Source organism: Thiocapsa sp. (assembly GCF_018399035.1).
GTDB lineage: Bacteria > Pseudomonadota > Gammaproteobacteria > Chromatiales > Chromatiaceae > Thiocapsa.
Genome location: NZ_CP073760.1, coordinates 3,688,724 through 3,714,585, shown reverse-complemented (window position 1 = coordinate 3,714,585; position 25,862 = coordinate 3,688,724). Strand labels below are relative to the sequence as shown.

Below are 25,862 nucleotides of genomic sequence, written 5' to 3'. Positions count from 1 at the left end.
CAACCTGTCACGCTGCTTGCTTGAAGGTGTCCTGCCAGGCCGTGAACTCCATCGGGAAGTCGGCCCACATGAGACGCTGCGCGCTCGGGTAATAGAGCGTGGAGAAGGTCTCGCGCAACGCGCTGCCGAACTGGTTCTGGATACGGTCGAGCAGGTCGCGGGCCTGCACGAGCTGAGGGTCGTTGTCCGGGGTGCCTTAGGATTTGAGCTCGTCGATGATGTGGCGAATCGCTTTGAGCTCCTTGGCCGCGTTGAGCAGGCTGTCGGCGCTGCGCTGGCCGGTGAGGAAGCACACGCGGTTCTTGAAGTCGATGTTGTCGTACAGGGTTTGCAGATCCGGGTGAAGACCGCCCGGGTGCGGGTTGGCGACCACCGGGACCGTCTTGTCCTGCGCGATGTCGATCTCATCGACAGCAGGTAGAACCTGTACCTTTAAACCGCGTCCAGAGCGAGATGCTAACTTTCGAGTGAGCTCGAAGTTTGGTGAATCCACGACCCTTAGCGGGGAACGCGGTTTAAAATTTTATATTTTTTAATACTTTAAACCGCGCCGGCTCCAGCGACTCTGAAATCCGCCGGGGCCGATCCCATCCAAAAACATCGCATACCGCACTGGGCGCGGTTTAGGTGCCTGCACGAGGCAATGCTGGCTGCGCGGAGTGAATGACACGACCACCGGTAATGGTAGCGTCGAGGCGTTCGCGCTCGATCAGCGAAGCGTTACCGCCCGATCGACACATCGATGGGGCCATCATGGACATCCTCCGTGTTCGCCAGATCGATCCAGAGCGGTGTCAATAGCGAGAGCGAAAGGAAGTGCGGGTCGGTCGTGACGAACCTGCCGCAGCCATAGTGATTTGCGATCGCGATATGCACCGCATCCATCGCCTTAATGCGCTCGCTTTCCGCGATCGATAGGGCATCGGTGAACACAGACTTGGGTGTTTTCAGTACAGGCGTCGTCTCCAGGATGGCACGGTAGGCCATCGCCAAGGGTGCTTGCTTCTTTCTCAAGGGACCGATCAACACCTCCAATCGCACCGCGTCGGATGTGCAGAGCACCCAATTGTCCAAGGCCAGGTTCTTCAATGCAGCCCGGATCTTGGGTTGATAGGTGGTGAGTCCCTCGACCAGACCGATCCAGACGCAGGCGTCGACGTAAGCGAGTTTCATGATCCCTCGCGAAATCTTTTGAGATCGTCGATGATTTGATGATGGCTGCGACTGTGCGTGCCGAGCTGATCGAGTCCGTCCAAGACCTCGGACAATTTGCTCCATTGCGCAGAGGCTGCCTGCTCGTCGGCTTCTTGAATGCTGACGCGGACGCGCTTGCCGCGATATCGCTTCGGGACTTGAATCGTCACAGTGCCGTCTTCCGCGACGTCTGCCTCGATGTTCATGAATCGGCTCCTCGATGGGTGACCCTGTTCAGCCAGTTTAAAGTGCGGCCGTGATCTCTCCCGATCGCGGCACCCGCAGGCCGGTATGCGTAGAGACTTCACCACAGCCATCGCCTGCAAGGGGCCCTCAAACACAACCGCCGAGCGATTCCCTATCCACCGGCGGGAGCGCGCTGAGGCTCCTGCGGTCCCCCTGGACATCATCATTGGCTAAGTGACGCTCCAGAAACAAGTTGTTTCGGTTGTTTCTGAACCGTTCCCAAGGCTCCCGCAAGCAAGCGGGTCGCTCGGCATCGCACGCCCACGGCGGTATGGGTAAGCGGCCCGGGAAGCGAATTATCTGTACCAGGATCGGACGCGAGTAGGCGCTACTTTCCGATACAAAAGCTCGAGAAGATCCGCCCGAGCAGGTCTTCCGAGGTGAAGCGGCCGGTGATCTCGCCGAGGGCATGCTGGGCCTGAAGCAGATCCTCGGCCACAAGCTCTGCGCCTGCTGACTGCGCGAGTGCGTCTTGGGCCGATCGCAAATGGGCGAGCCCGCGGTGCAGGGCGTCGAGGTGGCGTCGGCGCGCGACGAAAGCGCCTTCGGTCAGGGCGCCGAGACCTGCTCGGTCCCTCAGGTGGGACCGCAACAGATCGAGCCCCTCTCCGGTCTTGGCGGATAGGGCGATCTCCGTACCCGTCTCCACCTGGCTCGATCCGGACGACAGGCCGCAGAGGTCGATCTTGTTGCGAATGCTGGTGACCGGGACCCGTTCGGGGAAGCTCTCGCGGATCAGCGGATCCGGACCCTCGACGGCATCGTAGACCCAGAGGACCAGGTCGGCTTGGTCGATCTGCGCCCGGGCTCGCCGCACGCCCTCGCGCTCCACGAGGTCTTCGCTGTGACGAAGCCCAGCGGTATCGACGATCCGAATGGGCAATCCGTCGACCTGGATGTCGAGCTTCAGCAGATCGCGCGTGGTGCCTGGGATCGGTGTGACGATGGCGGCATCTTGCCCAGATAACGCATTAAGTAAACTTGATTTTCCGGAATTCGGAAGACCCGCGATAACGACCGCGAGACCATCGCGGATCACCTGACCCAGGTGTGCGACGTCCATCACCTCGGTTGTGAGATCGATGAGGATCCGGAGATCGTCGGAGACGCCGAGATCGGCCGAGAGATCGAGCTCTTCATCGGGAAAGTCGAGCGTGGCCTCGATGTAGGTCCTCATGCGGATGAGGCGCTCGATGAGGTCGTCGACTTTTCGGGAGAAGACACCTTGCAGGCTGCGTCCGGCGAGCCGGGCGGAGAGCGCGGTCGAGCTTTCGATCAGATCCGCGATGGCCTCGGCCTGCGCGAGATCGATCTTCCCGTTGAGAAAGGCGCGTTCGGAGAACTCTCCGGGGCGGGCGGGGCGGGCGCCGAGCTCCAGGCAGCGCTGGACCAGGAGATCCAATACCACCGGGCCGCCGTGACCCTGAAGCTCGAGGACATCCTCGCCGGTGAAGGATGCGGGAGCAGGAAAGTAAAGGACGATGCCTTGATCGATGAAGCCGCCGGCAGCGTCGCGGAAGGTTGCAAAGGTCGCGGATCGCGCAGCAGGAAGACCGCCGAGGACAGAGGTCGCGATGTGGGTTGCACCGCTTCCGCTGACCCGCACGATGCCCACCCCGCCGAATCCGGGCGGGGTGGCTACGGCTGCAATGGTGTCTGTCACCATCGCGCTCGACCGGTGCAGTCTACTTCTTGCGTTTGGCCGCGGCCGCCTGCTTCTCGATCGTGCGGGTGATGTGCCATTGCTGCGCGATGGACAGGAGGTTGTTGACGGTCCAGTAGAGCACCAGGCCCGACGGGAAAAAGGCGAAGAAGACCGTGAAGACGAACGGCAGGGCCATCATGATCTTCGCCTGCATCGGATCCGGCGGCGGCGGATTCAGCTTCATTTGCACGAACATGGACACACCCATGATCAGCGGGAGGATGAAGTAGGGGTCGGGCGCCGAGAGATTGTCGAGCCAGAGGATGAAGGGCGCATAGCGCATTTCCACGCTCTCGAGCAGGACCCAGTAGAGTGCGATGAAGACCGGGATCTGGATCAGAATCGGCAGACAGCCGCCGAGCGGGTTGATCTTCTCGGTCTTGTACATCTCCATCATCGCCTGATTCAGGCGTTGCTTGTCGTCGCCGTAGCGATCCTTCAAGGCTTGCAGGCGCGGCGTCAACTGACGCATGTTGGCCATCGACTTGTAGCTGGTTTCGGAAAGCTTGTAGAAGGCGAGCTTGATCAGAATCGTCAGGAAGATGATCGACCAACCCCAGTTTCCGACCACCCAGTAGATCTTGCTGAGCAACCAGAAGATGGGCTGTGCGATGACGGTGAGCCATCCGTAGTCGACCGCCAGTTCCAGCCCCGGGGCCACGCTTGCCAGTTTGTCTTGTAGCTTCGGGCCCACGAAGAACTCGTTCTCGAAGACGTGAGTGGCACCGGGCGCGATGCTGACCGCGGGTGAATACTTACCGATGATGTAGCGCGAATCGGCGAGGACGTTCGTATAAAAGGTCTCCAGCACGCCAGCCGGCGGGATCCAAGCCGCCAGGAAGTAGTGCTGCATCATCGCGATCCAACCATCGGCAACGCTGCGGTCGAGCTTGCCTTTGCGCATGTCGTCGAACGACACCTTCTTGTACTTGTCCTCGGGGCTGTAATAGACAGCACCGGTGAAGGTGTGGATGAAGCGCGATTCGTTCGGATCGTAGAGATCCGTGCGCTGTAGCTGGTTGTACTGGCGCGCGACAAGAGGCGCGTCGGTCGTGTTGGTGACCGACTGGCTGGTGCGCACGACGTAGCTGCCGCGCTCGAAGCTGTAGCGTTTGCGAACCTCGACGCCGGTGTCGCTGACCCAAAGCAATTCGACATCGAGGGTGTTCTCGTCCGGCCCAAGCCGATAGAGGGACTGAGAAGCCTCGAAGATCGCCTCATGTGTCGGCAGCAATGCCGGGTCTTCGCCCAGCAGCCCCGACTGGGCAATGAACATGTTCGGGGGGACGGGCTTGAGCAGCTGGAAGGGCTCGTCCGGATGCTCGGCGACAGTTGCGTAGTCCAACAGCCACGCCGCGGAGAGGGTTCCGCCGCGCGGGGAGATCTCGATGTGGAAGACGTCGGTCTCGACCCGAACCGGGGTCTCCGTCGGTGACGTCGATGCCTCGACGGCAGACATTCCGGCGGTAATGGCATCCGGGGTGGTCGCGACCTGCGGGACATCCGGCGCCGCGGAGGGGAAGGGAGCATCGACCGTCAGACCGCGCTCCTGCGCTACCTGCGGCTGAACCGGGCGCCCGTAGTCTTCCATCCAGGCCGAGTAGAGAAGAAACACCACGGCGGCCAGGGCGAAAAACAGGATTAAACGCTGGTTATCCATGAGAGCTGGTCTGCCTTTCGGTTGGAACTGGATCGAAGCCGCCTTCGTGCCAGGGGTGACAGCGGGACACCCGGCGCATCGCCAGGTAGCCGCCGTGCAGGAATCCGTGGCGCTCGATCGCCTCGACGGCGTAGTACGAGCAGGAGGGATGGAATCGGCAATGCGGCCCGAGGAGCGGACTGATGCCGTACTGATAGGCGCGGATCAGGGCGATCAAGATTCGACGCATGGTTGTTTCTCGATGGTATCCCAGGCGCGGGCGAGGGTGGCGAACAAGCGCTGATTCGGCATAGCCGGTGCGCCGGACGCGCACAGCACAACGATATCCCAGCCGCCGAGGCGCGAGCGATTGAGCCGGAAACTTTCGCGAACAATCCGTTTTAAACGGGCGCGGTCGACGGCGCGGCGCGCGCACTTCTTCGCGATCGCAAGTCCGAGTCGTGGATGCTCCAATTGATTCTCGCGGTACAACACGAGAAAGCCGGCGCCGCTGCGGCGCCGCGGTTCGGCGAAGACGTCACGAAACTGTCGGGAAAGGGTGAGTCGACAGGTCCGCGGAAAGGTCTGATCCGGCTCCGCTGGCGGCTCGGCGCGATCCTCCGCGCGGTTCAGGGGATCAGGCGCACGCGACCCTTGGCGCGGCGTGCATTGATGACCTTTCGGCCGTTCTTGGTCGCGCTGCGAGCGCGAAAACCATGGGTTCGCGCGCGCTTGATGCGGCTGGGTTGGAAGGTGCGTTTCATGCTCGGTGCTCCGGAAGTCTCGTCGTCCGGGACTCGATTGAGCCCCGCCTTAAAAGGCGCGGAAACATAAGCAATTTCCGCCTGAAAGTCAATGCCGATAGGGTTCTGGGCTCGGAGCCGCCGGTTGTGGATAAGTCTCGTCCGGAAGGCTAGACTGCCGCGACACCGGACCGGCGACAGGCCGGAGAGGGAAACCTCCCGGCCGATCCTCGGAGCCATCAGGACCGCCGGAGCGATCGACGGTCCTGCTCGACATCAGCAAGCGGGTTTTTGGGAGTCCACCGTGGGAGTATGGGAACAGTGTGTCAGACAATTGAAAGGGGAGTTGACCTCGGCTGAGTTCAACACCTGGATCCTGCCCTTGCAGGCGCGGGTGGACGAGGGTCGGTTGCGGTTGTTTGCACCGAACCGGTTCGTCCTGGATTGGACGCGCCAGCATTACGAGGGGAGGCTGCTTGACCTGTGCCGCGCCTACAGCGACGGCGCCATCGGGAGGCTGAGCTTCGAGGTCGGGGGTTTGGACTCCACCTCGAACGGCACGGCAGCACGGATCACCACCGCTGCAGTTCCCGTGGATGCAGACGGCGAGCTTGCCGCCCGACGGGCGAGTGCCCACTTGAACGCGGATTTCACGTTCGACAGCTTCGTCGAGGGTAAATCCAACCAGCTCGCTCGAGCCGCATCGATCCAGATCGGACAGAACCCGGGTACGGCATACAACCCGCTCTTCATCTACGGCGGCGTTGGGCTCGGCAAAACGCATCTGATGCATGCCGTCGGCAACATCGTTCTCGCGACCAACCCGAACGCTCGGGTCGTCTATCTGCACTCGGAGCGGTTCGTAGCCGAGATGATCAAGGCTCTCCAGCACAACCGGATCGACGAGTTCAAAAAGACCTATCGCTCGGTCAACGCCCTGCTGATCGACGATGTTCAGTTCTTTGCGGGGAAGGAACGATCGCAAGAGGAGTTTTTTCATACCTTCAACGCACTGTTCGACTCGCGCCAGCAGATTGTCCTCTCCAGCGACCGTTTTCCGAAGGAAGTCGTGGGCCTCGAAGAACGGCTCAAATCCCGGTTCGGTTGGGGACTGACGGTCTCCATCGAACCGCCGGACCTCGAGACAAGTGTGGCGATTCTGCACAGCAAAGCGAGCCTCTGGGGTGTGGATCTGCCGGAGGATGTTGCCTTTTTCGTCGGGCGGCGGATTCGCTCGAACATCCGCGAGCTCGAAGGTGCGCTCCGACGGCTGGTCGCCAACGCTCAGTTCACCGGCAAACCCATCAGCATGGAGCTGGCAAAACATGCCCTTCGAGACATGCTGGCCGCACAGGACAAACAGGTCAGTATCGAGAACATCCAGAAAACCGTGGCCGAGTACTACAAGCTCAGAACCTCCGACATGATCTCGGCGAAACGCAGTCGCTCGATCGCTCGACCGCGCCAGGTCGCCATGGCGCTCGCGAAGGAGCTGACAAAGCACAGTCTTCCCGAGATCGGACGGGCCTTCGGAGGACGTGACCATACCACCGTCCTGCACGCGACCCGGACTATCAAGAATCTTCGCGACAGCGACGCCTCTATCGAAGAGGACTACAAGAACCTGTTGAGAACTCTGACCTCATAGCTGTGGATAGCATGTTGACAGAAATCGAAGGCCGTTTGAGTCGGAACTTATACACAAACTGCCCAGAGGTTGTGCCTTCGGTCGAGCATGCCGTTGTGCTTGATCCACGGGCAAATGTGGACCCTCATGCACTCATGCACAGCCCTTATTATTACAGGTTTTTTAAATTACTTAAGATTTAGGAGATCACGATGGAGCTTGTCGTCAACCGTGAACGCTTGTTGCCTGTGCTTAGTAAAGTCGTCGGTGTGGTGGAACGACGCCAAACGCTCCCGATCCTCGGGAACCTGTTGTTGTCTGCACGTGAAGACCGCCTCGACATTTGTGGAACGGATCTGGAGGTCGAGGTCAGGACGAGCTGTACCGCCTCGGTGCCGGGTGAGGGTGAGACCACCCTCCCGGCCAGAAAGCTGATGGATATTTGCCGAAATCTGACTGAAGGGACGGAGATCCGGTTTCGACTGAACAACGAGCGTTGCCTGGTCACTGCGGGACGTGGTCGGTTTACGCTCGGGGCCCTCCCGGCGGCGGACTTCCCGCTGATGGACGCCGACATCGACGGTGTTCAGGTGAAGGTTCCCGAGGGAATCCTGCGTCAGATTCTCGATAAAACCTCGTTCGCGATGGCGCAACAGGACGTGCGCTATTACCTGAACGGGCTACTGCTCGAGTGGGAGAGCTCGGGGGTCACGGCCGTTGGCACCGACGGGCATCGATTAGCGAAGTTTCATCGGAGCCTGGTTTTGGACTTGCCGGAGCGCGTTCAGGTCATCGTTCCGAGCAAAACAATCCTCGAGCTTCGTCGGCAACTGGCATCCACCGACGAGGAGGTCACGGTTTCGGTCGGTTCGAGGAGCATTCGGATTGCGGTCGGGGGCATGGTGATGACCTCGAAGTTGGTCGACGGACGTTACCCGGAATACGAGCGGGTCATTCCGCGCGAGCTCGGAAAGGTCGCCAGGGTCAGCAACGATGCCCTGAAGCGCGCCTTGGCACGGACATCGATCCTGTCGAACGAAAAGTATCGAGGTGTTCGTTTGGCGTTCGAGGAGGGTGTCTTACGGCTGCAAGCTCACAATCCCGAGCAGGAGGAGGCGGAGGAGGAGATCGAGCTGGACTACAACGGCGAGCCTGTCGCGATCGGTTTCAATGTTGCCTATCTGTCCGACGTCTTGGCTGCGGTGGAGGGTACGGAGATCGAGGTTCGATTCAGCGATGCGGGGAGCAGCTCGGTTTGGCGTGGCCTCGGGGCGGAGGACGAGACCTATGTCGTCATGCCGATGCGGTTGTGATTCTCGGAGTCGATGGACGGTTTGAAGGGTCCACGGCTTTTGACGCTGCGGATCAGGAATCTAAGAAACCTCCGGAGCGTGGATCTCGACCTGCGTGAGAAATCGCACCGGATCCTGTTGACCGGCGCCAACGGTGCCGGGAAGACGACGCTTCTTGAAGCGGTTTATCTTTTGGCTCGAGGCCGGAGCTTTCGGGGGCGTAAGGCGGGATCCCTCACGACCGACGGTGAGTGTCGAACGCTCATCGAAGGGCGGTTCCGTGAGGTGGACTCACCGAGCGACTCGATTCTCGTCTTCGAGCGAAGCGGCCGGGGAGTTCGAGGCGCTACAACAGCGTCGTGATGGGTTCGCTCCCGCCGAGCGACAGCCCGCTCCGGGTCAAGCTTGTCGGGGAGAATCCTCAGATCCTCTTGGAAGGGGAGCCGACACTCAGACGCGGGCTTTTGGACTGGAATGTGTTCCACGTGGAACATCAGCTTGGTCGGCTGCGGGCCGACCTAAGGCGTGTCCTCGCCCAGCGAAATGCAGCGCTTCGGCAAGGCGGGGCACGCGTGTCGGCTTGGAATCCTGCATTCGTCGACCTTTCCGACCAAATAACCGCGAAACGCGAGGACTTCCACGAGCGCTGGCGGAGTCAGTTCAGATCCCTCGCAGAGGACTTTGCGTTTCTCGATGGCTGCGACTTGTTTTTCGACCGGGGTTGGCCGAAGGACACCGGGTTGTTGGATGTCCTGGAGCGGGGTCGGAGCACGGAGATCCAACGCGGTCAGACCCTCGCGGGCGCACACCGAGCCGATATCAAAATCAGCCGCGAAGGCTCTCCATCGAGACTTTCCCGTGGTCAGGCAAAGGTCGCCGTCTGCCTGCTTCAACTCGCGGCAGAACGTGTCCACCGGATGACGGGGCTCGCGCCGTCGCTCTGGCTCCTCGACGACGTTGATGCCGAGCTCGACAAAGGCACTGCTGATCGTCTCTGGCGCGTGCTCGGAGAACCTGACGCCCAGCAGCTCATCTCCCGGTTGAGCACCGAGCCCGGGGGCATCGACGAGGGATCCACGATGCCGGACACCATGTTCCACGTGGAACATGGCACTCTCAAGCCTTGAGCACTCGCCGATATTACTGCAACGACGCCGTCCTCCGTTTTGACGGCATCACCGTCCACCCCCATATCCGCCGCCCCTAAGGCGCTTCGGCGCCCGTTCCCGTATAATGGCGGAGTTCAGGCGGCAGCCTTGCCCCGGCGCCGACATCCCCGACAGCGGTGCGCACCACGCGTCCCAAAAGGCGTGCTGCGGCAATCAGTCAACGGTCGCGCAGCCAGCGTTTGCGAGCCCTCCCACCGATCCAGCATTTCGACCAGACCACATGACCTACGATTCAACAAGCATCAAAGTCCTTCGTGGACTCGACGCGGTCCGTAAGCGGCCGGGCATGTACATCGGCGATACGGACGACGGTACCGGCCTCCACCACATGGTCTTCGAAGTCGTCGACAACTCCATCGATGAAGCCCTTGCAGGCCATTGCGACAACATCCGTGTCATCCTGCACGATGACGGCTCGGTTTCCGTGACGGACAACGGGCGCGGTATCCCGGTGGATATCCATTCCGAGGAACAACGGTCTGCAGCCGAGGTGATCCTCACGGTCCTCCATGCCGGGGGGAAATTCGACGACAACTCCTACAAGGTCTCGGGAGGACTCCACGGCGTCGGCGTGTCGGTCGTCAACGCACTGTCCGAACGACTTTTTTTGAAGATATCCAGGGGCGGGCGCCTCTACCAGCAGGAGTACCACCTCGGAGAACCTCAGTACCCGCTCAAGCTCGTCGGCGACACCGAGGCAACGGGAACGGAGATCCGCTTCTATCCGTCGGACCAGACCTTTACCCACATCGAGTTCCATTACGACATCCTCGCCAAGCGCCTTCGCGAGCTTTCGTTCCTCAACTCAGGTGTGCGTATCGAGTTGTTCGAAGAGGCGAACGGCCGAGAAGACATCTTCGAGTATCAGGGCGGCATCCGGGCCTTTGTCGAGCACCTGAACCAAAACAAAGAGCCGATCCACCCGAGCGTGATTCATTTCACGGCCGAGCGCCAATCCGTCACGGTCGAGTTGGCGATTCAGTGGAACAACGGCTATCAAGAGACGATCTTCTGCTACACCAACACCATCCCGCAGAAGGACGGCGGCACCCACCTGGCCGGACTGCGTGCCGGACTGACCCGGACCTTGAACGGCTATATCGAGCGCGAAGGTCTCGACCGCAACCAGAAGATCCGGCCGGTCGGCGACGATGCGCGCGAGGGCTTGACCGCGGTCCTGTCCGTGAAGGCGCCGGATCCGAAGTTCTCGTCCCAGACGAAAGACAAGCTGGTCTCCTCCGAGGTGAAGGCGATCGTCGAATCACTCGTCGTCGAGCAGTTGAACATCTTTCTCGAGGAGCAGCCGGCAGAGGCGAAAGCGATCGCCAACAAGATGCTCGAGGCCGCGCGTGCCCGCGAGGCGGCCCGTAAGGCGCGCGAGATGACTCGGCGCAAGGGCGTGCTCGATGTTGCAGGGCTGCCGGGCAAGCTTGCCGACTGCCAGGAAAAGGATCCGGCCAACTCGGAGCTGTATCTGGTCGAGGGTGATTCCGCGGGCGGATCGGCCAAACAAGGGCGTGATCGGGCCTTTCAGGCGATTCTTCCGCTCAAGGGAAAGATTCTTAACGTCGAGAAGGCCCGTTTCGACAAGATGTTGTCCTCTGCCGAGGTCGGGACGCTCATCACTGCGCTGGGATGCGGGATCGGGCGAGAAGAGTACAACCCGAACAATCTTCGCTACCACCGAATCATCATCATGACGGACGCCGACGTCGATGGCGCCCATATTCGAACGCTTCTGTTGACCTTCTTTTATCGTCAGATGCCGGAGCTCGTGGAACGCGGCCATATCTTCATCGCGCAGCCGCCGCTCTACAAGATCAAGAAGGGGAAGCAGGAGGAGTACCTGCTCGACGACGCGGCACTGAATCGCGCGATGCTCCAGGCTGCGCTGGATGGTGCCGACCTCCACGTCAATGCCGACACGGTACCCTTGGCCCGCACCGCGCTCGAAACACTCGCGCGGGATTATCAGGTTTTCGTCGGGATCATCAAACGCCTTTCGACACGCTACGACGCGGTCTTTCTCGACGAGCTGGCCAAGGCGCCACCGCTCGACGATGTCCTGCTCGCAGACGTCGAGGCTTTTTCCGATTGGCGCAACAACATGGAGCGGCGCCTGAATCAGCTCGAGTCGCTATCTTTGCACTACCAGCTCCGTCTCACCGATCCGACATCGCTGCGTCCGGGAGTGCTGGAGTTGGTTCGTTTGATCCATGGGATTCCGGAGAGCCGCATCATCCCGTTGGATTTCTTCCACACGGGGGACTACGCGAAGATCCTGGACTACGGCCGAAAGGTCGCTGGCCTGATCGAGCCGGGCGCCTACATCGCACGCGGCGAGCGCCGCAAGGAAATCACCGAGCTGGGCGAAGGGATCCGCTGGCTGCTCGCCGAGGCGCAACGCGGGCACAGCATTCAGCGCTACAAAGGACTTGGCGAGATGAATCCCGATCAGCTCTGGGATACCACGATGAATCCGGAGACTCGGCGCCTGTTGCGGGTGACCATCGAGGATGCCGTGGGTGCCGACCAGATCTTCACCACCCTGATGGGCGATCACGTCGAGCCGAGGCGGGAATTCATCGAGCGCAATGCGCTCAACGTCGAGAATCTGGACGTCTAAGCCGCGTCCGATCCGGGCAATGCAGCAACGGTCGATTCGATCCACTCTTCCACCGCCGCATTGATCTCGGCAGCGCTCCGCCCCGCGGTCGGGATGGTCGGCCCGATGACCAGGTCGATCGTCCCGGGTGTCTTGCTGATGCTCCGCCGTCCCCAGAAGGAACCGGCGTTGTGCGCGATCGGCACGACGGGCCTGCCGCTGCGCTCGGCCAGAACGGCCCCGCCGATGGCGTACGGGTGGCGACAACCCGGCGCTGTGCGCGTGCCTTCCGGGAAGACGATCACCCAGCGCCCGCTCTGCAGGTTTCGCAGACCTTCGCGCACCAATTCCACGATGGCTCGACGGCCCGCGGCGCGGTCGATCGGAATGCAGTGCAGGCGTTTTAAACCGGCCCCGAAGACCGGGATGCGCATCAACTCCTGTTTCAAGACCCAGCTCTGGCGAATCGGCAGCACTGCCCTCAGCGCGAGGATGTCCCATGCCGACTGATGCTTGCTCAGAACAATAGCGTTCTCGACAGGTAACCTGTCCAGTCCACTGACGCGGCAGCGCAGTCCGCAGATCCATTTCAGTGCCGCTAAATTGAGCTTTGCCCAGCTTTGCGCCAGACGATCGAGACGTTCGTCCGATGCCATCGGACCGACGACGAGAAGAAGTGTGGAGTACACGAGGGCCGAGCCGACCAGAACGACCTGGTACAGCAGCGAACGGGTCAGGGTGACTCCACGCAGCAGGCCCGCATTCAGCCTCTCCCGGAATGTCGGTCTATCCATGGAGCAGTGCATCGGCGACGGACGCGAGGTCGGCATAGACGGGAACTCCGGCAAGGTCAGGGGATCCGCTCGCCAGCGTGTTCTCCCCTTTTCCCGTGCGAACCATCCAGGGATCGGCCCCGGCAGCCCTCGCCGCCACGATGTCGCCGAGCGAGTCGCCGACAAAGGGCACGCCTGCGAGATTGACCGAGAGTCGCCTCCCGATCTCCTCGAGCATACCGGGCTTGGGTTTGCGGCAGCCGCAGCCGTCATCGGGTCCATGCGGACAATAGACGATCATCTCGATGCGTCCTCCCTGCTCGGACAACAGATCCCGAAGTTTGCGGTGCATGGCATCGAGGTCAGCCGGTGTCAGCAGACCGCGCGCCAACCCGGACTGATTCGTCGCGACGGCGACCCGATAACCTGCGTGGGAGAGGCGCACGATCGCATCGATGCTGCCCGGCAAAGGGATCCACTCGTCGATGGATTTGACGAAATGCTCCGAGTCCTCGTTGATGACGCCGTCACGATCCAGAATCACGACCCGATCAACCATCACCGCAGCCCTCGTACATCCAGATGCAACCGCCTGTTGAGCTCACGCATCGATCATTCTTGGAGACGGGAAATATCCGCAACCAGCAGGAACAATCCCGCCAGGGAACGGAGCAGTCGGATGCGGTTCTCGCGGATATCCGGCTCCTCCACCATGACCATCACCTGGTCGAAAAAGGCTTCGAGATCGGTTTCGAGGTCGGATAGAAGACTCAAAACACCGACATAGTCACGGGAGTGGGCGAGGGGCACGACCCGCGAGGAGAGCTCGTCGACCCGAGCGGCAAGACGGATCTCGGCCGGCTCTTCGAGCAGTTGCCCGTTGGTTTCCGGACACACCGAGCCGAAACCGATGTCGATCCCTGACTTGCTCAAGAGATTGCGGATTCGCTTGTTTGCCGCTGCAAGGGATGCGGAGCCGCTCATGGATCGGAAGGCCGTAACGGCCGCCAGACGGGCATCGAGATCGGTCGGTAGCGTGACGCCCGTGTGGAGCACCGCCTCGATCGTATCTGCTGAGACACCACGCTCGTGGTAGTAGCCACGCAGACGATCGATCACATACGCCAGGGCTGCAGCCTCGACATCCGTGCTCAAGAGCCCCGCCGGATAGGCGGATGCCGCCGCAGCAATCAACGCGCGCAGATCGAGCTCCAAGGGGGTCTCGATGAGGATACGCAGCACGCCGATCGATGCGCGTCTTAGACCGTAAGGGTCCTTGGCCCCTGTGGGACGCAAGCCGATGCCGAAGATCCCGACCAGGGTATCGATCCGATCGGCGATCGCCAGGACCCTTCCGCACGGGCCCGCCGGAAGGACATCGCCTGCGAACCTCGGCAGATACTGCTCTTCCATCGCAGCACAGACACAGGGATCCTCGTTCGCGTGCTCGGCGTAATAGCGCCCCATCGTCCCCTGAAGGCCGGGAAACTCGTAGACCATCGAGGTGACCAGGTCGCAGCGCGAGAGCCGTGCGGCGCGGGCAGCGAGATCCGGATCGACCCCGAGCGAGGACGCCAGATCATGTGCCAGGCGTGCCACTCGGTCGCTCTTCTCGGCGACAGTGCCGAGCCGATCCTGGAAGACGACGGTCTTGAGCCGTTCGGCGTACCCTTCCAACGGCTGCTTGAGATCCTGGGCCCAAAAAAAGGCCGCATCCGCGAAACGAGGACGGATCACGCGCTCGTTGCCGGCACGGACCTGATCCGGATCTCGGCTCTCGATGTTGGCCACCGTGATGAAGGATGCCTGCAAGGCCCCCGAAGTGTCCTCGACCGGGAAGTATTTCTGGTTCGAGCGCATCGTCTCGATCAGCACCTCGGGGGGAATGGCGAGATAGGCGGCATCGAAGTGGCCCAGAATCGCGCTTGGCCATTCCACCAAGGCCGTGACCTCGTCGAGCAGCGCGTCATCGACCCGCGCGCGCAAACCATTCGCCGCAGCCAGCGCCTCGACCTGGCTGCGGACCAGATCGCGCCTCCGCTTGAAATCCGGCTCGACCGAACCGCATGACCGCAGCAGCTCGGCGTACTCCGTCGCTTCGGGGACGTTGATCGGCTCGGGGTGATGGAAGCGATGTCCGTGCGTGCGGCGACCGGCCTCGGTGCCCAGAATGCGCCCCGGTATCGCTTCGGTCCCCAGGACCAAGCAGACCCAGTGGACCGGACGCACGAACTCTTCCGAGCCCTCGCCCCAACGCATCCGTTTGGGGATGGGAAGCCGGGCCAGAGCGGCGTCGGTCAACTCCGGCACCAGCGAGGTCGTGAGCGCGCCGGACACCGTGCTTCGGAATGCCAGCCATTCGCCCTTGTTCGTGACCTCGCGAGCGAGTGCATCGACCGGCACACCGCAAGACCCGGCAAAACCCAAAGCGGCCTTGGTCGGCTGGCCGTCGGATGCGAATGCGGACTGCACGGCAGGTCCCCGCCGCAGGATCTCCCGATCGGGCTGCCGGGTCTGAATGCCCCGCACCAAAAGGGCGAGTCGACGTGGCGAGGCGAAGGGCTCGATCGTCTCGAAACCGATGCCGGCGCCGTCGAGCTGCTCGCGAAAACACGCGACAAAGGCGTTCGAGAGTGCGAGCAAAGCGGTCGGAGGGAGCTCTTCGGTTCCGATCTCGACCAGAAGGTTACTGGTTGCGTCCACAGTCGTCTCCCGTTAGCGGGTCAGCATCGGGAAGCCGAGGGCCTCCCGGCGGTCGAAGTAAGCCTGGGCGACGGCGCGCGAAAGGGTGCGTACCCGCAGGATGAACCGCTGCCGCTCGGTGACCGAGATCGCACCGCGCGCATCGAGGAGGTTGAAGGTGTGGGAGGCCTTCAAGACTTGCTCGTAGGCCGGCAGCGGGAGCCCCTTCTCGACCATGGCGGCGCTCACCGCCTCGCAGGTGTCGAATTGTTTGAACAAGGCGTCGATGTCGGCGTGCTCGAAGTTGTAGGCGGACTGCTCGACTTCGTTCTGATGATACACATCGCCGTAGGTGACGACGCCCGCCGGGGTCTGACTCCAAATCAGGTCGTAGACACTCTCCACACCTTGCAGGTACATGGCGATACGTTCCAGGCCATAGGTGATCTCGCCGGTCACCGGCCGACAATCGAGTCCTCCTACCTGCTGGAAATAGGTGAACTGGGTCACCTCCATCCCGTTGAGCCAAACCTCCCAGCCCAACCCCCAGGCACCCAAGGTCGGCGATTCCCAGTTGTCTTCGACAAATCGGATATCATGCACCAGCGGATCGATCCCGAGTCGGCGCAGCGAGTCGAGGTAGAGATCCTGAATCTCGAGCGGCGAAGGTTTCAGCACGACCTGGTATTGGTAATAATGCTGGAGGCGATTCGGATTCTCCCCGTAACGCCCGTCGGTCGGACGACGCGAAGGCTGGACGTAGGCGCTGCGCCACGGCTCGGGCCCGATGGATCGCAGAAAGGTCGCCGGATGGAAAGTTCCCGCACCCACCTCCATGTCGAGTGGCTGAAGGATGACGCATCCCTGCTCGGCCCAGTAACGCTCGAGGGCAAAAACGAGGCCCTGAAAGGTCGAGACATCCTCGCGATCGAGACTCAAGATCGTACTCCTTCGGCCCAGTGTTGACGAAAATCCAGCAGTATAGCGCCGATCGGCGAGACCGCGCCAAAGTTACAGCGATCGCCGATGCAGTCCGATCGGCGCGGCCGACTCGGAAGGGCGTGTCGCCACGACCGTCCGTCCGCGCAAAACGCGCCATCGCCTGGTACCCTAGCGCCATCGACGGCTCGAATCCTCGGCCCCGAGCCGGCCTCCAAACGCAACCTTGATTCCTCCCACCATGCGCACGCCCACAGACGCGTCAGCCGAACGCCGCCACGCCGTGACGCACACGGCCGTCGTCGGGGCCGTGATTAATTTCGTGTTGTCCGTCGTGAAGATCATCGCAGGGGTGTTCGGACACTCTCAAGCGCTCGTTGCCGACGGGATCCATTCGCTCTCGGATCTCTTGTCCGATCTACTGGTCCTGTTGGCCGGCCGCCGCGCCAGCCAAGGACCCGATCACGATCATCCATACGGGCACGCTCGGTACGAAACGGTTGCAACCCTCCTGTTGGGTTTGCTGCTGATCGCGGTGGCCGTCGGCATCGCCTGGGATTCCATCGAGCGCCTGTTTCAGCCGGCGGCCTTGCTCCGGCCGGAGCCATTGACCCTGCTTGCGGCCCTGGCATCGATCCTGGTCAAGGAATGGCTCTACTGGTGGACGCTCGGCTATGCCAAACGCGTCAAGTCGGATCTGCTGCGCGCCAACGCTTGGCACCACCGAACGGATGCCGTTTCTTCGGTGGTCGTCCTTGTCGGCATTGCCGGGACCATGGCTGGCCTGGCCTATCTGGATGCGATCGCGGCGGTCGTAGTGGCGATTATGATCGCAAAGATCGGTTGGGAGCTCGGCTGGGAGGCCATCAACGAACTCGTCGATACCGGCATGGAGTCCGAGCGGCTGAGCGCGGTCAAGGAGACCATTCGGTCGGTCGGCGGCGTGCGTGATATCCATATGCTGCGCACGCGCCGCTATGCCGGACAGGTCTCGGCCGACGTGCACGTCTTGGTCGATCCCCTCGTCAGCGTCTCCGAAGGGCATATGATCAGTCTGTTGGTCGAGCAACGACTCAAGCGAGAGATCGACGAGATCACCGATGTGACCGTGCATATCGATCCCGAAGACGACGATCACTTCCCTCCCCCAGTCGGCCTCCCGCTGCGAGCCGAGGCGCTCGCCCGTCTCGCGTCGCTTTGGTCGGCGATTCCTGAGGCGAACGAGCGCGAACGGATGGTCTTCCATTATCTCCGGGGCCAGATCGACATCGAGGTCCATTTTCCGCTTGCCGCGTGTCGGCGACAGGGTGCGGATGTGGCCGCTCTGCACGAGCGGCTCTCCGCAGCGATCAAGGACGAGCCGGTGTTCCGCGATGTGCGAATCCTGTTCGGGTAGCCTACGCACTACATCGGTGCATTCTTTCCCGGCGAGCCTCATTGAGGTGCGCCGATGATGACGCATGCGGGGGATCGCCTTGCCGCCCGATCCTTATCGGTTGGTCTCGGGCTGCCGCGACCAACCAGAGACTCTTGTCGCTCCCGAGATACCCTTATTTAAACAACGTCTTGAGAGTGATCCGGAGCAATGGCTACGCACCGATCCAGCCAGCATGAGACCCCGAAAGATGTTTTGGCTCGGTAGATGCTACACGGCCCCGAGGTGATCGATAGCGCCGGTCGTCCCCGGTCTCCGTACCCGACCCGGAGGACATCCATACACACCGAATCACCGCGACCCGCAGACACATCGCGAGTCGTGCAGCCTGAAGGGCGACCTGCTAGGCTCCGAGCGGCCTCGGTGCGCCCGAAGGCGACAGACCTTTCATGCCGTCGTCCGGCCATGTTTCCCAAGAACCCACAGCAGCGGAGAAATCCCAAATGACAGACGTGATCAAAATGATCAAGGACAACGACGTGAAGTTCGTCGACCTTCGCTTCACCGACACACGCGGCAAAGAGCAGCACGTCTCCATGCCCGTCAGGGTGGTCGACGAAGACCTGTTCAAGGACGGCAAGATGTTCGACGGCTCGTCGATCGCGGGCTGGAAGGGCATCGAGGCGTCGGACATGGTCCTGATGCCCGAACCCTCCACCGCCGTGCTGGACCCCTTCACGGACGAAAACACCCTGATCATCCGCTGCGACATCCTGGAACCCGACACCATGACCGGGTACGAGCGCGACCCGCGCTCCCTGGCCAAGCGCGCGGAAGCCTACCTGAAGTCCACGGGCATCGCCGACACGGCGTACTTCGGTCCGGAGCCCGAGTTCTTCATCCTGGACGATGTACGCTGGGGCGCGGACATGAGCGGCGCCTTCTACAAGATCGATTCCGAGGAGGCCGGCTGGAATTCCGAGCGCGTCTTCGCCGACGGCAACATGGGGCATCGCCCGAGCACGAAAGGCGGTTACTTCCCGGTCCCGCCGGTTGATTCGCTGAACGATATTCGCGCAGCCATGTGTCTTGCGCTCGAAGAAATGGGTGTGCCGGTCGAGGTGCATCACCATGAAGTCGCAACTGCGGGCCAATGCGAGATCGGCACCCAGTTCGATACCCTCGTATCGCGCGCCGACAAGAACCAAATCACCAAGTACGTCGTCCAGAACGTCGCCCATGCCTACGGCAAGACCGCGACCTTCATGCCCAAGCCCCTGGTCGGCGACAACGGCAGCGGCATGCATGTGCACCAGTCGCTGAGCAAGGACGGCCAGAATATCTTCGCCGGCGACAAGTACGCAGGCTTGTCCGACACGGCGCTTTACTACATCGGCGGGATCATCAAGCATGCCCGCTCTCTCAACGCCTTGACCAACCCCTCCACCAACTCCTACAAACGTTTGGTGCCGGGCTTCGAGGCCCCCGTGATGCTCGCCTATTCGGCGCGCAACCGCTCCGCCTCGGTTCGTATTCCCTATGTCGCCAGTCCCAAGGGCCGTCGGATCGAGGTCCGTTTCCCGGATTCGACCTGCAACCCCTACCTGGCTTTCGCCGCGATGATGATGGCCGGTCTGGACGGCATCCAGAACAAGATCCACCCCGGCGATGCCATGGATAAGGATCTCTACGATCTGCCGCGCGAAGAGGCCAAGGCCATCCCGACGGTCTGCCACTCTCTGGACATGGCCTTGGAGCATCTGGACCAAGACAGGGAATACCTCACCGCCGGCGGAGTCTTCACCGACGATTTGATCGACGCCTATATCGCTCTGAAGATGGGCGAGGTCACACGCATCCGGATGACCACGCACCCGGTCGAGTTCGACATGTACTACAGCCTCTAGACCAGGGCTGCTCTCGAGCGTGCCGACGAGGCCCCGTCAGGGGCCTCTGTCGTTTCCGGTTGAGCCCGAAATCCGGGTCGACTATTCTTCGACCATGATGAGACACGCGTTCATAGTCCTCGCTCTCTTGACGCCCTTCGCTTGGAGTGCCGAGATCTTTCGCTGGGTCGACGCCGACGGACGCACCCACTTCTCGGATCGACGGCCTCCGGATGCGGAGGCGCAGCGCATTGTTCCCGAGACGGGTCCAGCCGGCGACTCCGATGGCGCGGCGCCGTCGGATGATGCCCCGTTTCTCGGACCCTACGCGGCCTTCGACATCCTGACACCGTCCGCCGGCGCTGTCCTGGTTCAGCAGACCGACACACTCGAGATTCAACTCGAGCTGGATCCGCCGCTGCTCGAAGGACATCGTCTCGATCTCATGCTCGATGATCGTGCGGTCCCCGTCGAGGCGGGAGCGACGCGATTTCAAGTCGAGGGTGTCGGCTTCGAGGCACACCGCATCCAGGCGCGTGTGCAGGATGCGCTCGGCACGGTGGTCGCGACCACTTCGTCGCTCGAGCTTGAGCTGCGCCAATCCGTCCCCCCCGGGGTATTGCCCTAAGCCTGCCTGATTGAACTGTCGTTCCCGAACGACTGAGCCGAGCTGCGATGGTATGCTTTTCGCATGTCGTCGGTGTCGAAATGCACGCCAGAGTCCGCGTGTCGCGCCGTTTGTCTGCGTAAGCCTCCCGCAGCCCGAGCGTCGACCTCAAACCCTCCGTCTTCGCGTGCGCCCACGGTCACGCGCGACCTTGTCAGCCGTTCGGATGAGAGATTATGAGTATTCAGCCAGCGCCGAAGCCGGCCCTAGAGCGGACGATCCTCGATCACCTGAACACGGCCGTCCTCCTGTTCGATAAGGACTTACGTCTTCTCTATATCAATCCCGCGGCCGAGATGCTCTTTGAGATCAGTGCACGACACATGATCGGACACCATGCACTCAACCTGCTTCCCTGCCCCGACCAGCAGGTTGAAGCGCGTTTGAAGGCCGCCTTGGAGTCGCGTCACCCCTTCACCGAGCGTGAGATCAACGTCGTTGCCGGCGACGGACGCACCAAGACGGTGAACTGCACCGTCCTGCCGCTGCACCACTTTGATGCGCACGATCAAGTGCTCGTGGAGCTCGCGCAGGTCGACCGTCAACTCCGCATCACCCGTGAGGAGCATCTGCTTTCTCAGCACCAGGCAACCCAGGCCTTGATCCGCGGTTTAGCGCACGAAATCAAGAACCCGCTCGGCGGGTTGCGCGGCGCTGCGCAGCTGCTCGAGCAGGAGCTTCCCGACCCGGGGTTGCGCGAATACACGCGAATCATTATCGACGAGGCCGACCGACTCCAGGACCTGGTCAACCGGATGGTCGGGCCCAGTCGCATGCCCCGCCGAGCCTTGGTCAATATCCACAATGTCTTGGAGCATGTCCGCGGACTCATCCTCGCGGAGTCGCCGACCGGCCCGCGCGTGCAGCGCGACTATGACCCGAGTATCCCCGATTTCATGGCCGATCAGGACCGCTTGATTCAAGCCTTCCTGAACCTGGCTCGCAACGCCTCCGCCGCGGCGGGAATGACGGGGCGCATCGAGCTGCGCACCCGAGTTCTGCGTCAATTCACGATCGGAAACCGTCGTCATCGCCTTGTGCTGCAGGCGCAGATCCGCGACAACGGACCCGGAATCCCGCTGGAGATCGAGGATCGAATCTTCTTTCCGATGGTCTCGGGCCACCAAGGCGGTACCGGGCTGGGCCTACCCATCGCCCAAGAGCTCATCAGCCAACATGGAGGCCTCATCGAGTGCGAGAGTCGGCCGGGCGAGACCACGTTTTACGTCTATCTGCCGTTGGAGACGGACTATGAATAATCGCGAGCCCAAGGTCTGGGTCATCGACGACGACAGGTCCATCCGGTGGGTGCTCGAGCGCGCCCTGCGCAAGGCCGAGATGCACGTGACCTGTTTCTCCAACGGGGTCGGTGTCATGGAAGCACTCCAGCGCGAGCAGCCGGATGTCATCCTGACCGATATCCGTATGCCCGGGATCGACGGGCTGGATCTCTTGCGACAGGTCTCGGCCCGCTATCCCGGATTGCCCGTGATCATCATGACCGCACATTCCGACCTCGACAGCGCGGTGTCGGCATTTCATGGAGGTGCCTTCGAATACCTGCCCAAGCCATTCGATCTCGACGAGGCCGTGGTACAGGTCAACCGGGCTTGCCGGCGCGGTCGCGAGGAGCGCCCCGAAGAGATCGTGATGACCAAGGCGCCGGATATCATCGGCGAGGCCCCTGCCATGCAGGAGGTCTTTCGGGCGATCGGCCGGCTTGCGCGCTCGAACATCACGGTTCTGATCAACGGCGAATCCGGAACCGGGAAAGAGTTGGTTGCACGCGCACTGCACCGCCACAGTCCGCGCAGCGATCGCCCCTTCATCGCCTTGAACATGGCCGCAATCCCAAGGGATCTTCTGGAGTCGGAGCTGTTCGGTCACGAGCGGGGCTCCTTTACGGGGGCCCAAAGTCGTCGCGAAGGGCGATTCGAGCAGGCCGACGGGGGAACCTTGTTCCTGGACGAGATCGGGGATATGCCCGCCGAGCTTCAAACCCGACTCCTGCGGGTGCTCGCCGACGGCGAGTTCTACCGAGTCGGCGGCGTTGCCCCGACGCGGGTGGACGTGAGGATCATCGCGGCGACGCACCAAAACCTTGAGGAATTGGTTCGGCAAGGACGTTTTCGCGAGGACTTGTTCCATCGTCTCAACGTCATCCGGATTCATCTCCCCGCGCTGCGCAATCGGCGTGAAGACGTCCCCGTCTTGATGCGGCACTTTCTCGCCCAAGCGGCCCTGGAGCTGACGTGCGAGCCGAAGGTGCTCGCGCCGAGTGCGATCGATCACCTGAAGCGGCTTGAGTGGCCCGGCAATGTCCGCCAGCTCGAGAACACCGCCCGCTGGGTGACCGTCATGGCCTCGGGCAAAGAGATTCACGCCGAGGATCTGCCGCCCGAGCTCAATGCCTCGTTTTCCGAGCCGGTTCGCGACGAGCCGTGGGAGACCGTGTTTCGCCGTTGGGTCCGTCAGAGCCTCAAACAGGGACAGGGTGCCTTGCTGGATACGGCCATGCCGGTGTTCGAGCAAATCCTCATCCAGACCGCCTTGGAGCATACCGGCGGGCGTCGGCAAGAGGCTGCGCGACTCCTCGGCTGGGGACGCAACACCCTGACGCGTAAGATTAAGGAGTTGCAACTGGATATCGAGATCGACCCGGAGGAGCACTCGGCCGATGAGGATTCAGCGCGGCGCCCCCAAATCGGGTAGGCGGATCGAGGGACAGGCTCGGCGGCCACCGGCTCGATGATTCCACTCTTGGTAGCGCATTACAGATTCGGAGAAAGACTTGGACAGTATGAGTATCGACCTGAAGGGCTCGGAGATCTCGTCGATCGATTTGCAGGACGGACGTCTGAGCCTGCATTTCTCGCGGGCCTATCTCGTGAAGACGATGACGGGCTCGAGCGAGCGGACGCGTTGGCGGCAGGCAGGGGATCTCGTGATCGACGGCGTCGAGGAAACCTCGACGATTCCGGGCGGCCCGCTCGTCTGTCGGGGAGGGGATATCGAAGACAACATCTTCACCTATCGCGATATGGTCCCGATCCCGCTCGAGAGTCGAGGACATGCGCGCTGTGTGCTGAGTTTCGAGGGGGTTGCGGATCCGTTCGTTGCTCGGGGAACGGCGATCAGACTGGACATGCGGGAAACACCCAAATACATCGAGCATCTACGCTGATCGGCGTTTCCCGGAGCCACTTTTTGTTGTGAGCCGCGTCCGATGTTTCGGACGCGGACTTCAGTCATGGCGAGCGAATCTGCTCAGTTGCGCGCAGAGCCGACGATCTCATGGGCAATGTCGATGACGCGGTTGGCCATATCCTGGTAGTCCTGCCGATAATTGACCAGCAAGCCGTCCGTCGCCGCCCAGTAATCCTTGCCTGAAACCCCGTGCTCATGCTCGTGGTCGATGAACTGCTTCTGCATCCCGAGCATCTTCTCGATCAACTCCTGCTTTTCCTTCTTCAGCGCGGCGATATCGCTCATGTCGGTGTCCTCATGGGGTTTTTAGCCGCCTTGGAGCGGCGAAGTTAGAACTTTCACAAACCTTAATATAGCATGCAGCCAGACGCCTCGGTCAACCGCCGAAACTGTTCGCGGGTCCATCGATTCCGGCCGCGACCGACCTTCCCGCCCACGCCCTGCCCACCTGGATCAGCGATGTTCGATGTCATCCTCTACGAGCCCGAGATCCCGCCCAATACCGGCAACGTCATGCGGCTCTGCGCCAACAGCGGTCTGCGACTCAACCTGATCGAGCCGCTCGGTTTCGAGCTGGAGGATCGCTTGCTGAGGCGTGCCGGGCTCGACTATCGGGAATGGGCCGAGGTCCAAGTTTATCAAACGATGGAAGCCTGCCTTGCGGCGATCCGCCCGCAGCGGCTCTTCGCGCTCACGGCCCGAGGCTCGACCGCCTATACGACGCCGCACTATCAAGCGCGCGACGCCTTTGTATTCGGCCCGGAGACACGAGGTCTCCCGCAAGCCCTGCTCGACACCTTCCCGACCGATCGATGCCTTTATATCCCGATGCGTCCGGGCAATCGCAGCCTGAATCTCTCGAACGCCGTTGCGGTCGTTGCTTTCGAGGCATGGCGTCAAACAGGGTTCGAAGGGGCTATCGTGCGAGAAGGGTGATCCGCGCCGCTACCAGGCGCCGCCGACATGACCGATCCAAGGCAGGATGGCCATGTTCGCGCCAAAACCGTATCCCGACATGGCCCTTTTTCGAGACGAGGCTCTTCTCATGCCCCGAGACGGCGGCCGTCACAAAGAACGCGGTTCAGCCGAACTCCGCCTTCGGCTCGCGCTCGAGCAAGGCGCGGGTAGCGCTCTCGGGCGAGACGCCTTCGTAAAGCACCCGGTAGACCTGCTCGCTGATCGGCATCTCGATGCCCAAGCGCGACGCGAGCCGATGCATGGCGAGCGCCGTCACGACACCTTCGACCTCTTGGCCGATCTTGGACTGTGCATCGGCCAAGCTCGCGCCGGCAGCAAGCGCAAGACCCATCCGCCGGTTGCGCGACTGGTTGTCCGTGCAGGTCAGGACCAGATCGCCGATGCCGGCGAGACCCATGAAGGTCTGCTTGCGACCGCCCAGGGCGGTGCCGACCCGAATTAGCTCGGCAAGCCCACGCGTTATGAGCGCGGCGCGGGTATTGGCGCCGAACCCGAGACCGTCGGCGATCCCGGTGGCGATCGCGAGCACGTTCTTGGCGGCTCCGCACACCTCGACACCGACGATATCCGAGCTCGTATAGGCGCGAAACCGCTCCCCGTGCAGCAGCCGTGCAATCCGCTCGGCGAACGCGGCATCGGACGAGGCGACCGTCACGGCGGTCGGAAGTCCGTGCGCGACCTCCTGAGCAAAGCTGGGCCCGGACACCACCGCGAGCGCGCGGGCGCCGAGGCTTTCCCGGGCCACGGCGTGGAGCAGCTCCCCGCTTGCCGGATCGAGACCCTTGGTCGCCCAAGCCACGCCCATCGCAGCGGGAAGTTGCCGCGCGATTTGTTCCGCTACGCGTCGAAAGGCGTGACTCGGAACCACGATCAGGCAGTCGCTCGCCCCGGCAAGCGCGTCGTCCAGCGACGCAGTCGCAGACAGTCCGTCGGGAAGCGGGACTCCCGGCAGAAAGAGTCGGTTCTCGCCATCGCGACGCAAGGCGTCGATCTGCTCGATCTCGTGACCCCACAGCCGCACGCGGTGTCCATTACGGCACAGCAGGATGGCGAGAGCCGTTCCCCAGGATCCGGCACCCAGAACCGCGATTGCGGCCTTCGTGGAATCGGCCTCTAGGGTATCGGCCGGCATGGT

General features: G+C 62.0%; 27 protein-coding genes. 12 read left to right on the top strand and 15 right to left on the bottom strand.

Annotation, left to right across the window (positions count from 1 at the left end; all coding sequences use genetic code 11):
• Positions 1 to 7: 7 nt before the first annotated feature.
• The 9 genes from KFB96_RS16930 to rpmH all read right to left on the bottom strand — a co-directional run bounded on the left by KFB96_RS16930 (position 8) and on the right by rpmH (position 5,548).
• Positions 8 to 169, bottom strand: coding sequence for a hypothetical protein (locus KFB96_RS16930; RefSeq protein ID WP_213457181.1), 162 nt, complete (start codon positions 167 to 169; stop codon positions 8 to 10).
• 27 nt (positions 170 to 196) lie between these two features.
• Positions 197 to 373 (bottom strand): hypothetical protein, encoded by a 177-nt coding sequence (locus tag KFB96_RS16925; RefSeq protein WP_213457183.1) that lies wholly within the window; start codon positions 371 to 373, stop codon positions 197 to 199.
• A gap of 347 nt (positions 374 to 720) precedes the next feature.
• Positions 721 to 1,173: a type II toxin-antitoxin system VapC family toxin gene (locus KFB96_RS16920; protein ID WP_213457185.1), complete on the bottom strand. Its 453-nt coding sequence runs from the start codon at positions 1,171 to 1,173 to the stop codon at positions 721 to 723.
• Positions 1,170 to 1,400 (bottom strand): hypothetical protein, encoded by a 231-nt coding sequence (locus KFB96_RS16915; protein ID WP_213457187.1) that lies wholly within the window; start codon positions 1,398 to 1,400, stop codon positions 1,170 to 1,172. Before KFB96_RS16915 ends, KFB96_RS16920 begins: the two co-directional genes overlap by 4 nt.
• Before the next feature lie 368 nt (positions 1,401 to 1,768).
• Positions 1,769 to 3,106 (bottom strand): tRNA uridine-5-carboxymethylaminomethyl(34) synthesis GTPase MnmE, encoded by a 1,338-nt coding sequence (gene mnmE / locus KFB96_RS16910; RefSeq protein WP_213457189.1) that lies wholly within the window; start codon positions 3,104 to 3,106, stop codon positions 1,769 to 1,771.
• Positions 3,107 to 3,125: 19 nt separating this feature from the next.
• Complete coding sequence (gene yidC / locus KFB96_RS16905) at positions 3,126 to 4,805, bottom strand: membrane protein insertase YidC (protein WP_213457191.1); 1,680 nt, start codon at positions 4,803 to 4,805, stop codon at positions 3,126 to 3,128.
• Complete coding sequence (gene yidD, locus KFB96_RS16900) at positions 4,798 to 5,034, bottom strand: membrane protein insertion efficiency factor YidD (protein ID WP_213457193.1); 237 nt, start codon at positions 5,032 to 5,034, stop codon at positions 4,798 to 4,800. The genes yidC and yidD overlap by 8 nt, the downstream gene beginning before the upstream one ends.
• Positions 5,019 to 5,417, bottom strand: coding sequence for a ribonuclease P protein component (rnpA, locus tag KFB96_RS16895; protein WP_213458197.1), 399 nt, complete (start codon positions 5,415 to 5,417; stop codon positions 5,019 to 5,021). The genes yidD and rnpA overlap by 16 nt, the downstream gene beginning before the upstream one ends.
• Entirely contained in the window at positions 5,414 to 5,548 is a 135-nt protein-coding gene (gene rpmH, locus KFB96_RS16890) for a 50S ribosomal protein L34 (protein WP_213457194.1), read from the bottom strand. The genes rnpA and rpmH overlap by 4 nt, the downstream gene beginning before the upstream one ends.
• Before the next feature lie 283 nt (positions 5,549 to 5,831).
• On the opposite strand from rpmH, the gene dnaA reads away from it, so the two are divergent.
• The 5 genes from dnaA (at position 5,832) to gyrB (ending at position 12,241) form a co-directional block, all read left to right on the top strand.
• Positions 5,832 to 7,175, top strand: coding sequence for a chromosomal replication initiator protein DnaA (gene dnaA / locus KFB96_RS16885; RefSeq protein WP_213457196.1), 1,344 nt, complete (start codon positions 5,832 to 5,834; stop codon positions 7,173 to 7,175).
• Positions 7,176 to 7,366: 191 nt separating this feature from the next.
• Positions 7,367 to 8,467, top strand: coding sequence for a DNA polymerase III subunit beta (gene dnaN / locus KFB96_RS16880; RefSeq protein ID WP_213457198.1), 1,101 nt, complete (start codon positions 7,367 to 7,369; stop codon positions 8,465 to 8,467).
• 12 nt (positions 8,468 to 8,479) lie between these two features.
• Positions 8,480 to 8,809: an AAA family ATPase gene (locus KFB96_RS27615; RefSeq protein WP_367114976.1), complete on the top strand. Its 330-nt coding sequence runs from the start codon at positions 8,480 to 8,482 to the stop codon at positions 8,807 to 8,809.
• A complete protein-coding gene (locus KFB96_RS16870) occupies positions 8,809 to 9,573 on the top strand; it encodes a hypothetical protein (RefSeq protein ID WP_213501449.1) in 765 nt (254 codons plus the stop codon). The genes KFB96_RS27615 and KFB96_RS16870 overlap by 1 nt, the downstream gene beginning before the upstream one ends.
• 262 nt (positions 9,574 to 9,835) lie before the next feature.
• On the top strand, positions 9,836 to 12,241 hold the full coding sequence (gene gyrB / locus KFB96_RS16865) for a DNA topoisomerase (ATP-hydrolyzing) subunit B (protein WP_213457202.1): 2,406 nt from the start codon (positions 9,836 to 9,838) through the stop codon (positions 12,239 to 12,241).
• On the opposite strand, the gene KFB96_RS16860 is transcribed toward gyrB, so the two are convergent.
• From KFB96_RS16860 to glyQ, 4 genes are read right to left on the bottom strand one after another with little or no spacing between them, the layout of a single operon-like run.
• A complete protein-coding gene (locus KFB96_RS16860) occupies positions 12,238 to 13,014 on the bottom strand; it encodes a 1-acyl-sn-glycerol-3-phosphate acyltransferase (RefSeq protein WP_213457204.1) in 777 nt (258 codons plus the stop codon). The genes gyrB and KFB96_RS16860 overlap by 4 nt on opposite strands.
• Positions 13,007 to 13,552 carry a D-glycero-beta-D-manno-heptose 1,7-bisphosphate 7-phosphatase gene (gmhB, locus tag KFB96_RS16855; protein ID WP_213457206.1) on the bottom strand — a complete coding sequence of 182 codons (546 nt, stop codon included), beginning with the start codon at positions 13,550 to 13,552 and terminating at the stop codon, positions 13,007 to 13,009. The genes KFB96_RS16860 and gmhB overlap by 8 nt, the downstream gene beginning before the upstream one ends.
• Before the next feature lie 53 nt (positions 13,553 to 13,605).
• A complete protein-coding gene (gene glyS, locus KFB96_RS16850) occupies positions 13,606 to 15,696 on the bottom strand; it encodes a glycine--tRNA ligase subunit beta (protein WP_213457207.1) in 2,091 nt (696 codons plus the stop codon).
• A gap of 12 nt (positions 15,697 to 15,708) precedes the next feature.
• On the bottom strand, positions 15,709 to 16,614 hold the full coding sequence (gene glyQ / locus KFB96_RS16845) for a glycine--tRNA ligase subunit alpha (RefSeq protein WP_213457209.1): 906 nt from the start codon (positions 16,612 to 16,614) through the stop codon (positions 15,709 to 15,711).
• Positions 16,615 to 16,855: 241 nt separating this feature from the next.
• Here glyQ and KFB96_RS16840 point away from each other — a divergent pair, with 241 nt between their 5' ends.
• The 6 genes from KFB96_RS16840 to KFB96_RS16815 all read left to right on the top strand — a co-directional run bounded on the left by KFB96_RS16840 (position 16,856) and on the right by KFB96_RS16815 (position 23,726).
• A complete protein-coding gene (locus KFB96_RS16840; protein ID WP_213457211.1) occupies positions 16,856 to 18,010 on the top strand; it encodes a cation diffusion facilitator family transporter in 1,155 nt (384 codons plus the stop codon).
• 482 nt (positions 18,011 to 18,492) lie between these two features.
• A complete protein-coding gene (glnA, locus tag KFB96_RS16835; RefSeq protein WP_213457213.1) occupies positions 18,493 to 19,896 on the top strand; it encodes a glutamate--ammonia ligase in 1,404 nt (467 codons plus the stop codon).
• Positions 19,897 to 19,990: 94 nt separating this feature from the next.
• Entirely contained in the window at positions 19,991 to 20,503 is a 513-nt protein-coding gene (locus KFB96_RS16830; RefSeq protein ID WP_213457215.1) for a DUF4124 domain-containing protein, read from the top strand.
• A gap of 215 nt (positions 20,504 to 20,718) precedes the next feature.
• Complete coding sequence (gene glnL / locus KFB96_RS16825) at positions 20,719 to 21,801, top strand: nitrogen regulation protein NR(II) (RefSeq protein WP_213457217.1); 1,083 nt, start codon at positions 20,719 to 20,721, stop codon at positions 21,799 to 21,801.
• Positions 21,794 to 23,254 carry a nitrogen regulation protein NR(I) gene (ntrC, locus tag KFB96_RS16820; RefSeq protein ID WP_213457219.1) on the top strand — a complete coding sequence of 487 codons (1,461 nt, stop codon included), beginning with the start codon at positions 21,794 to 21,796 and terminating at the stop codon, positions 23,252 to 23,254. The genes glnL and ntrC overlap by 8 nt, the downstream gene beginning before the upstream one ends.
• A gap of 88 nt (positions 23,255 to 23,342) precedes the next feature.
• Complete coding sequence (locus KFB96_RS16815; RefSeq protein ID WP_366931468.1) at positions 23,343 to 23,726, top strand: hypothetical protein; 384 nt, start codon at positions 23,343 to 23,345, stop codon at positions 23,724 to 23,726.
• Between the two features lie 83 nt (positions 23,727 to 23,809).
• Here the strand turns inward: KFB96_RS16815 and KFB96_RS16810 are convergent, their stop codons facing one another.
• On the bottom strand, positions 23,810 to 24,034 hold the full coding sequence (locus KFB96_RS16810; RefSeq protein ID WP_213457223.1) for a hypothetical protein: 225 nt from the start codon (positions 24,032 to 24,034) through the stop codon (positions 23,810 to 23,812).
• Between the two features lie 174 nt (positions 24,035 to 24,208).
• On the opposite strand from KFB96_RS16810, the gene KFB96_RS16805 reads away from it, so the two are divergent.
• A complete protein-coding gene (locus KFB96_RS16805; protein ID WP_213457225.1) occupies positions 24,209 to 24,685 on the top strand; it encodes a tRNA (cytidine(34)-2'-O)-methyltransferase in 477 nt (158 codons plus the stop codon).
• A gap of 145 nt (positions 24,686 to 24,830) precedes the next feature.
• On the opposite strand, the gene KFB96_RS16800 is transcribed toward KFB96_RS16805, so the two are convergent.
• Positions 24,831 to 25,859 carry an NAD(P)H-dependent glycerol-3-phosphate dehydrogenase gene (locus tag KFB96_RS16800; protein WP_213458198.1) on the bottom strand — a complete coding sequence of 343 codons (1,029 nt, stop codon included), beginning with the start codon at positions 25,857 to 25,859 and terminating at the stop codon, positions 24,831 to 24,833.
• Positions 25,860 to 25,862 lie beyond the last annotated feature (3 nt).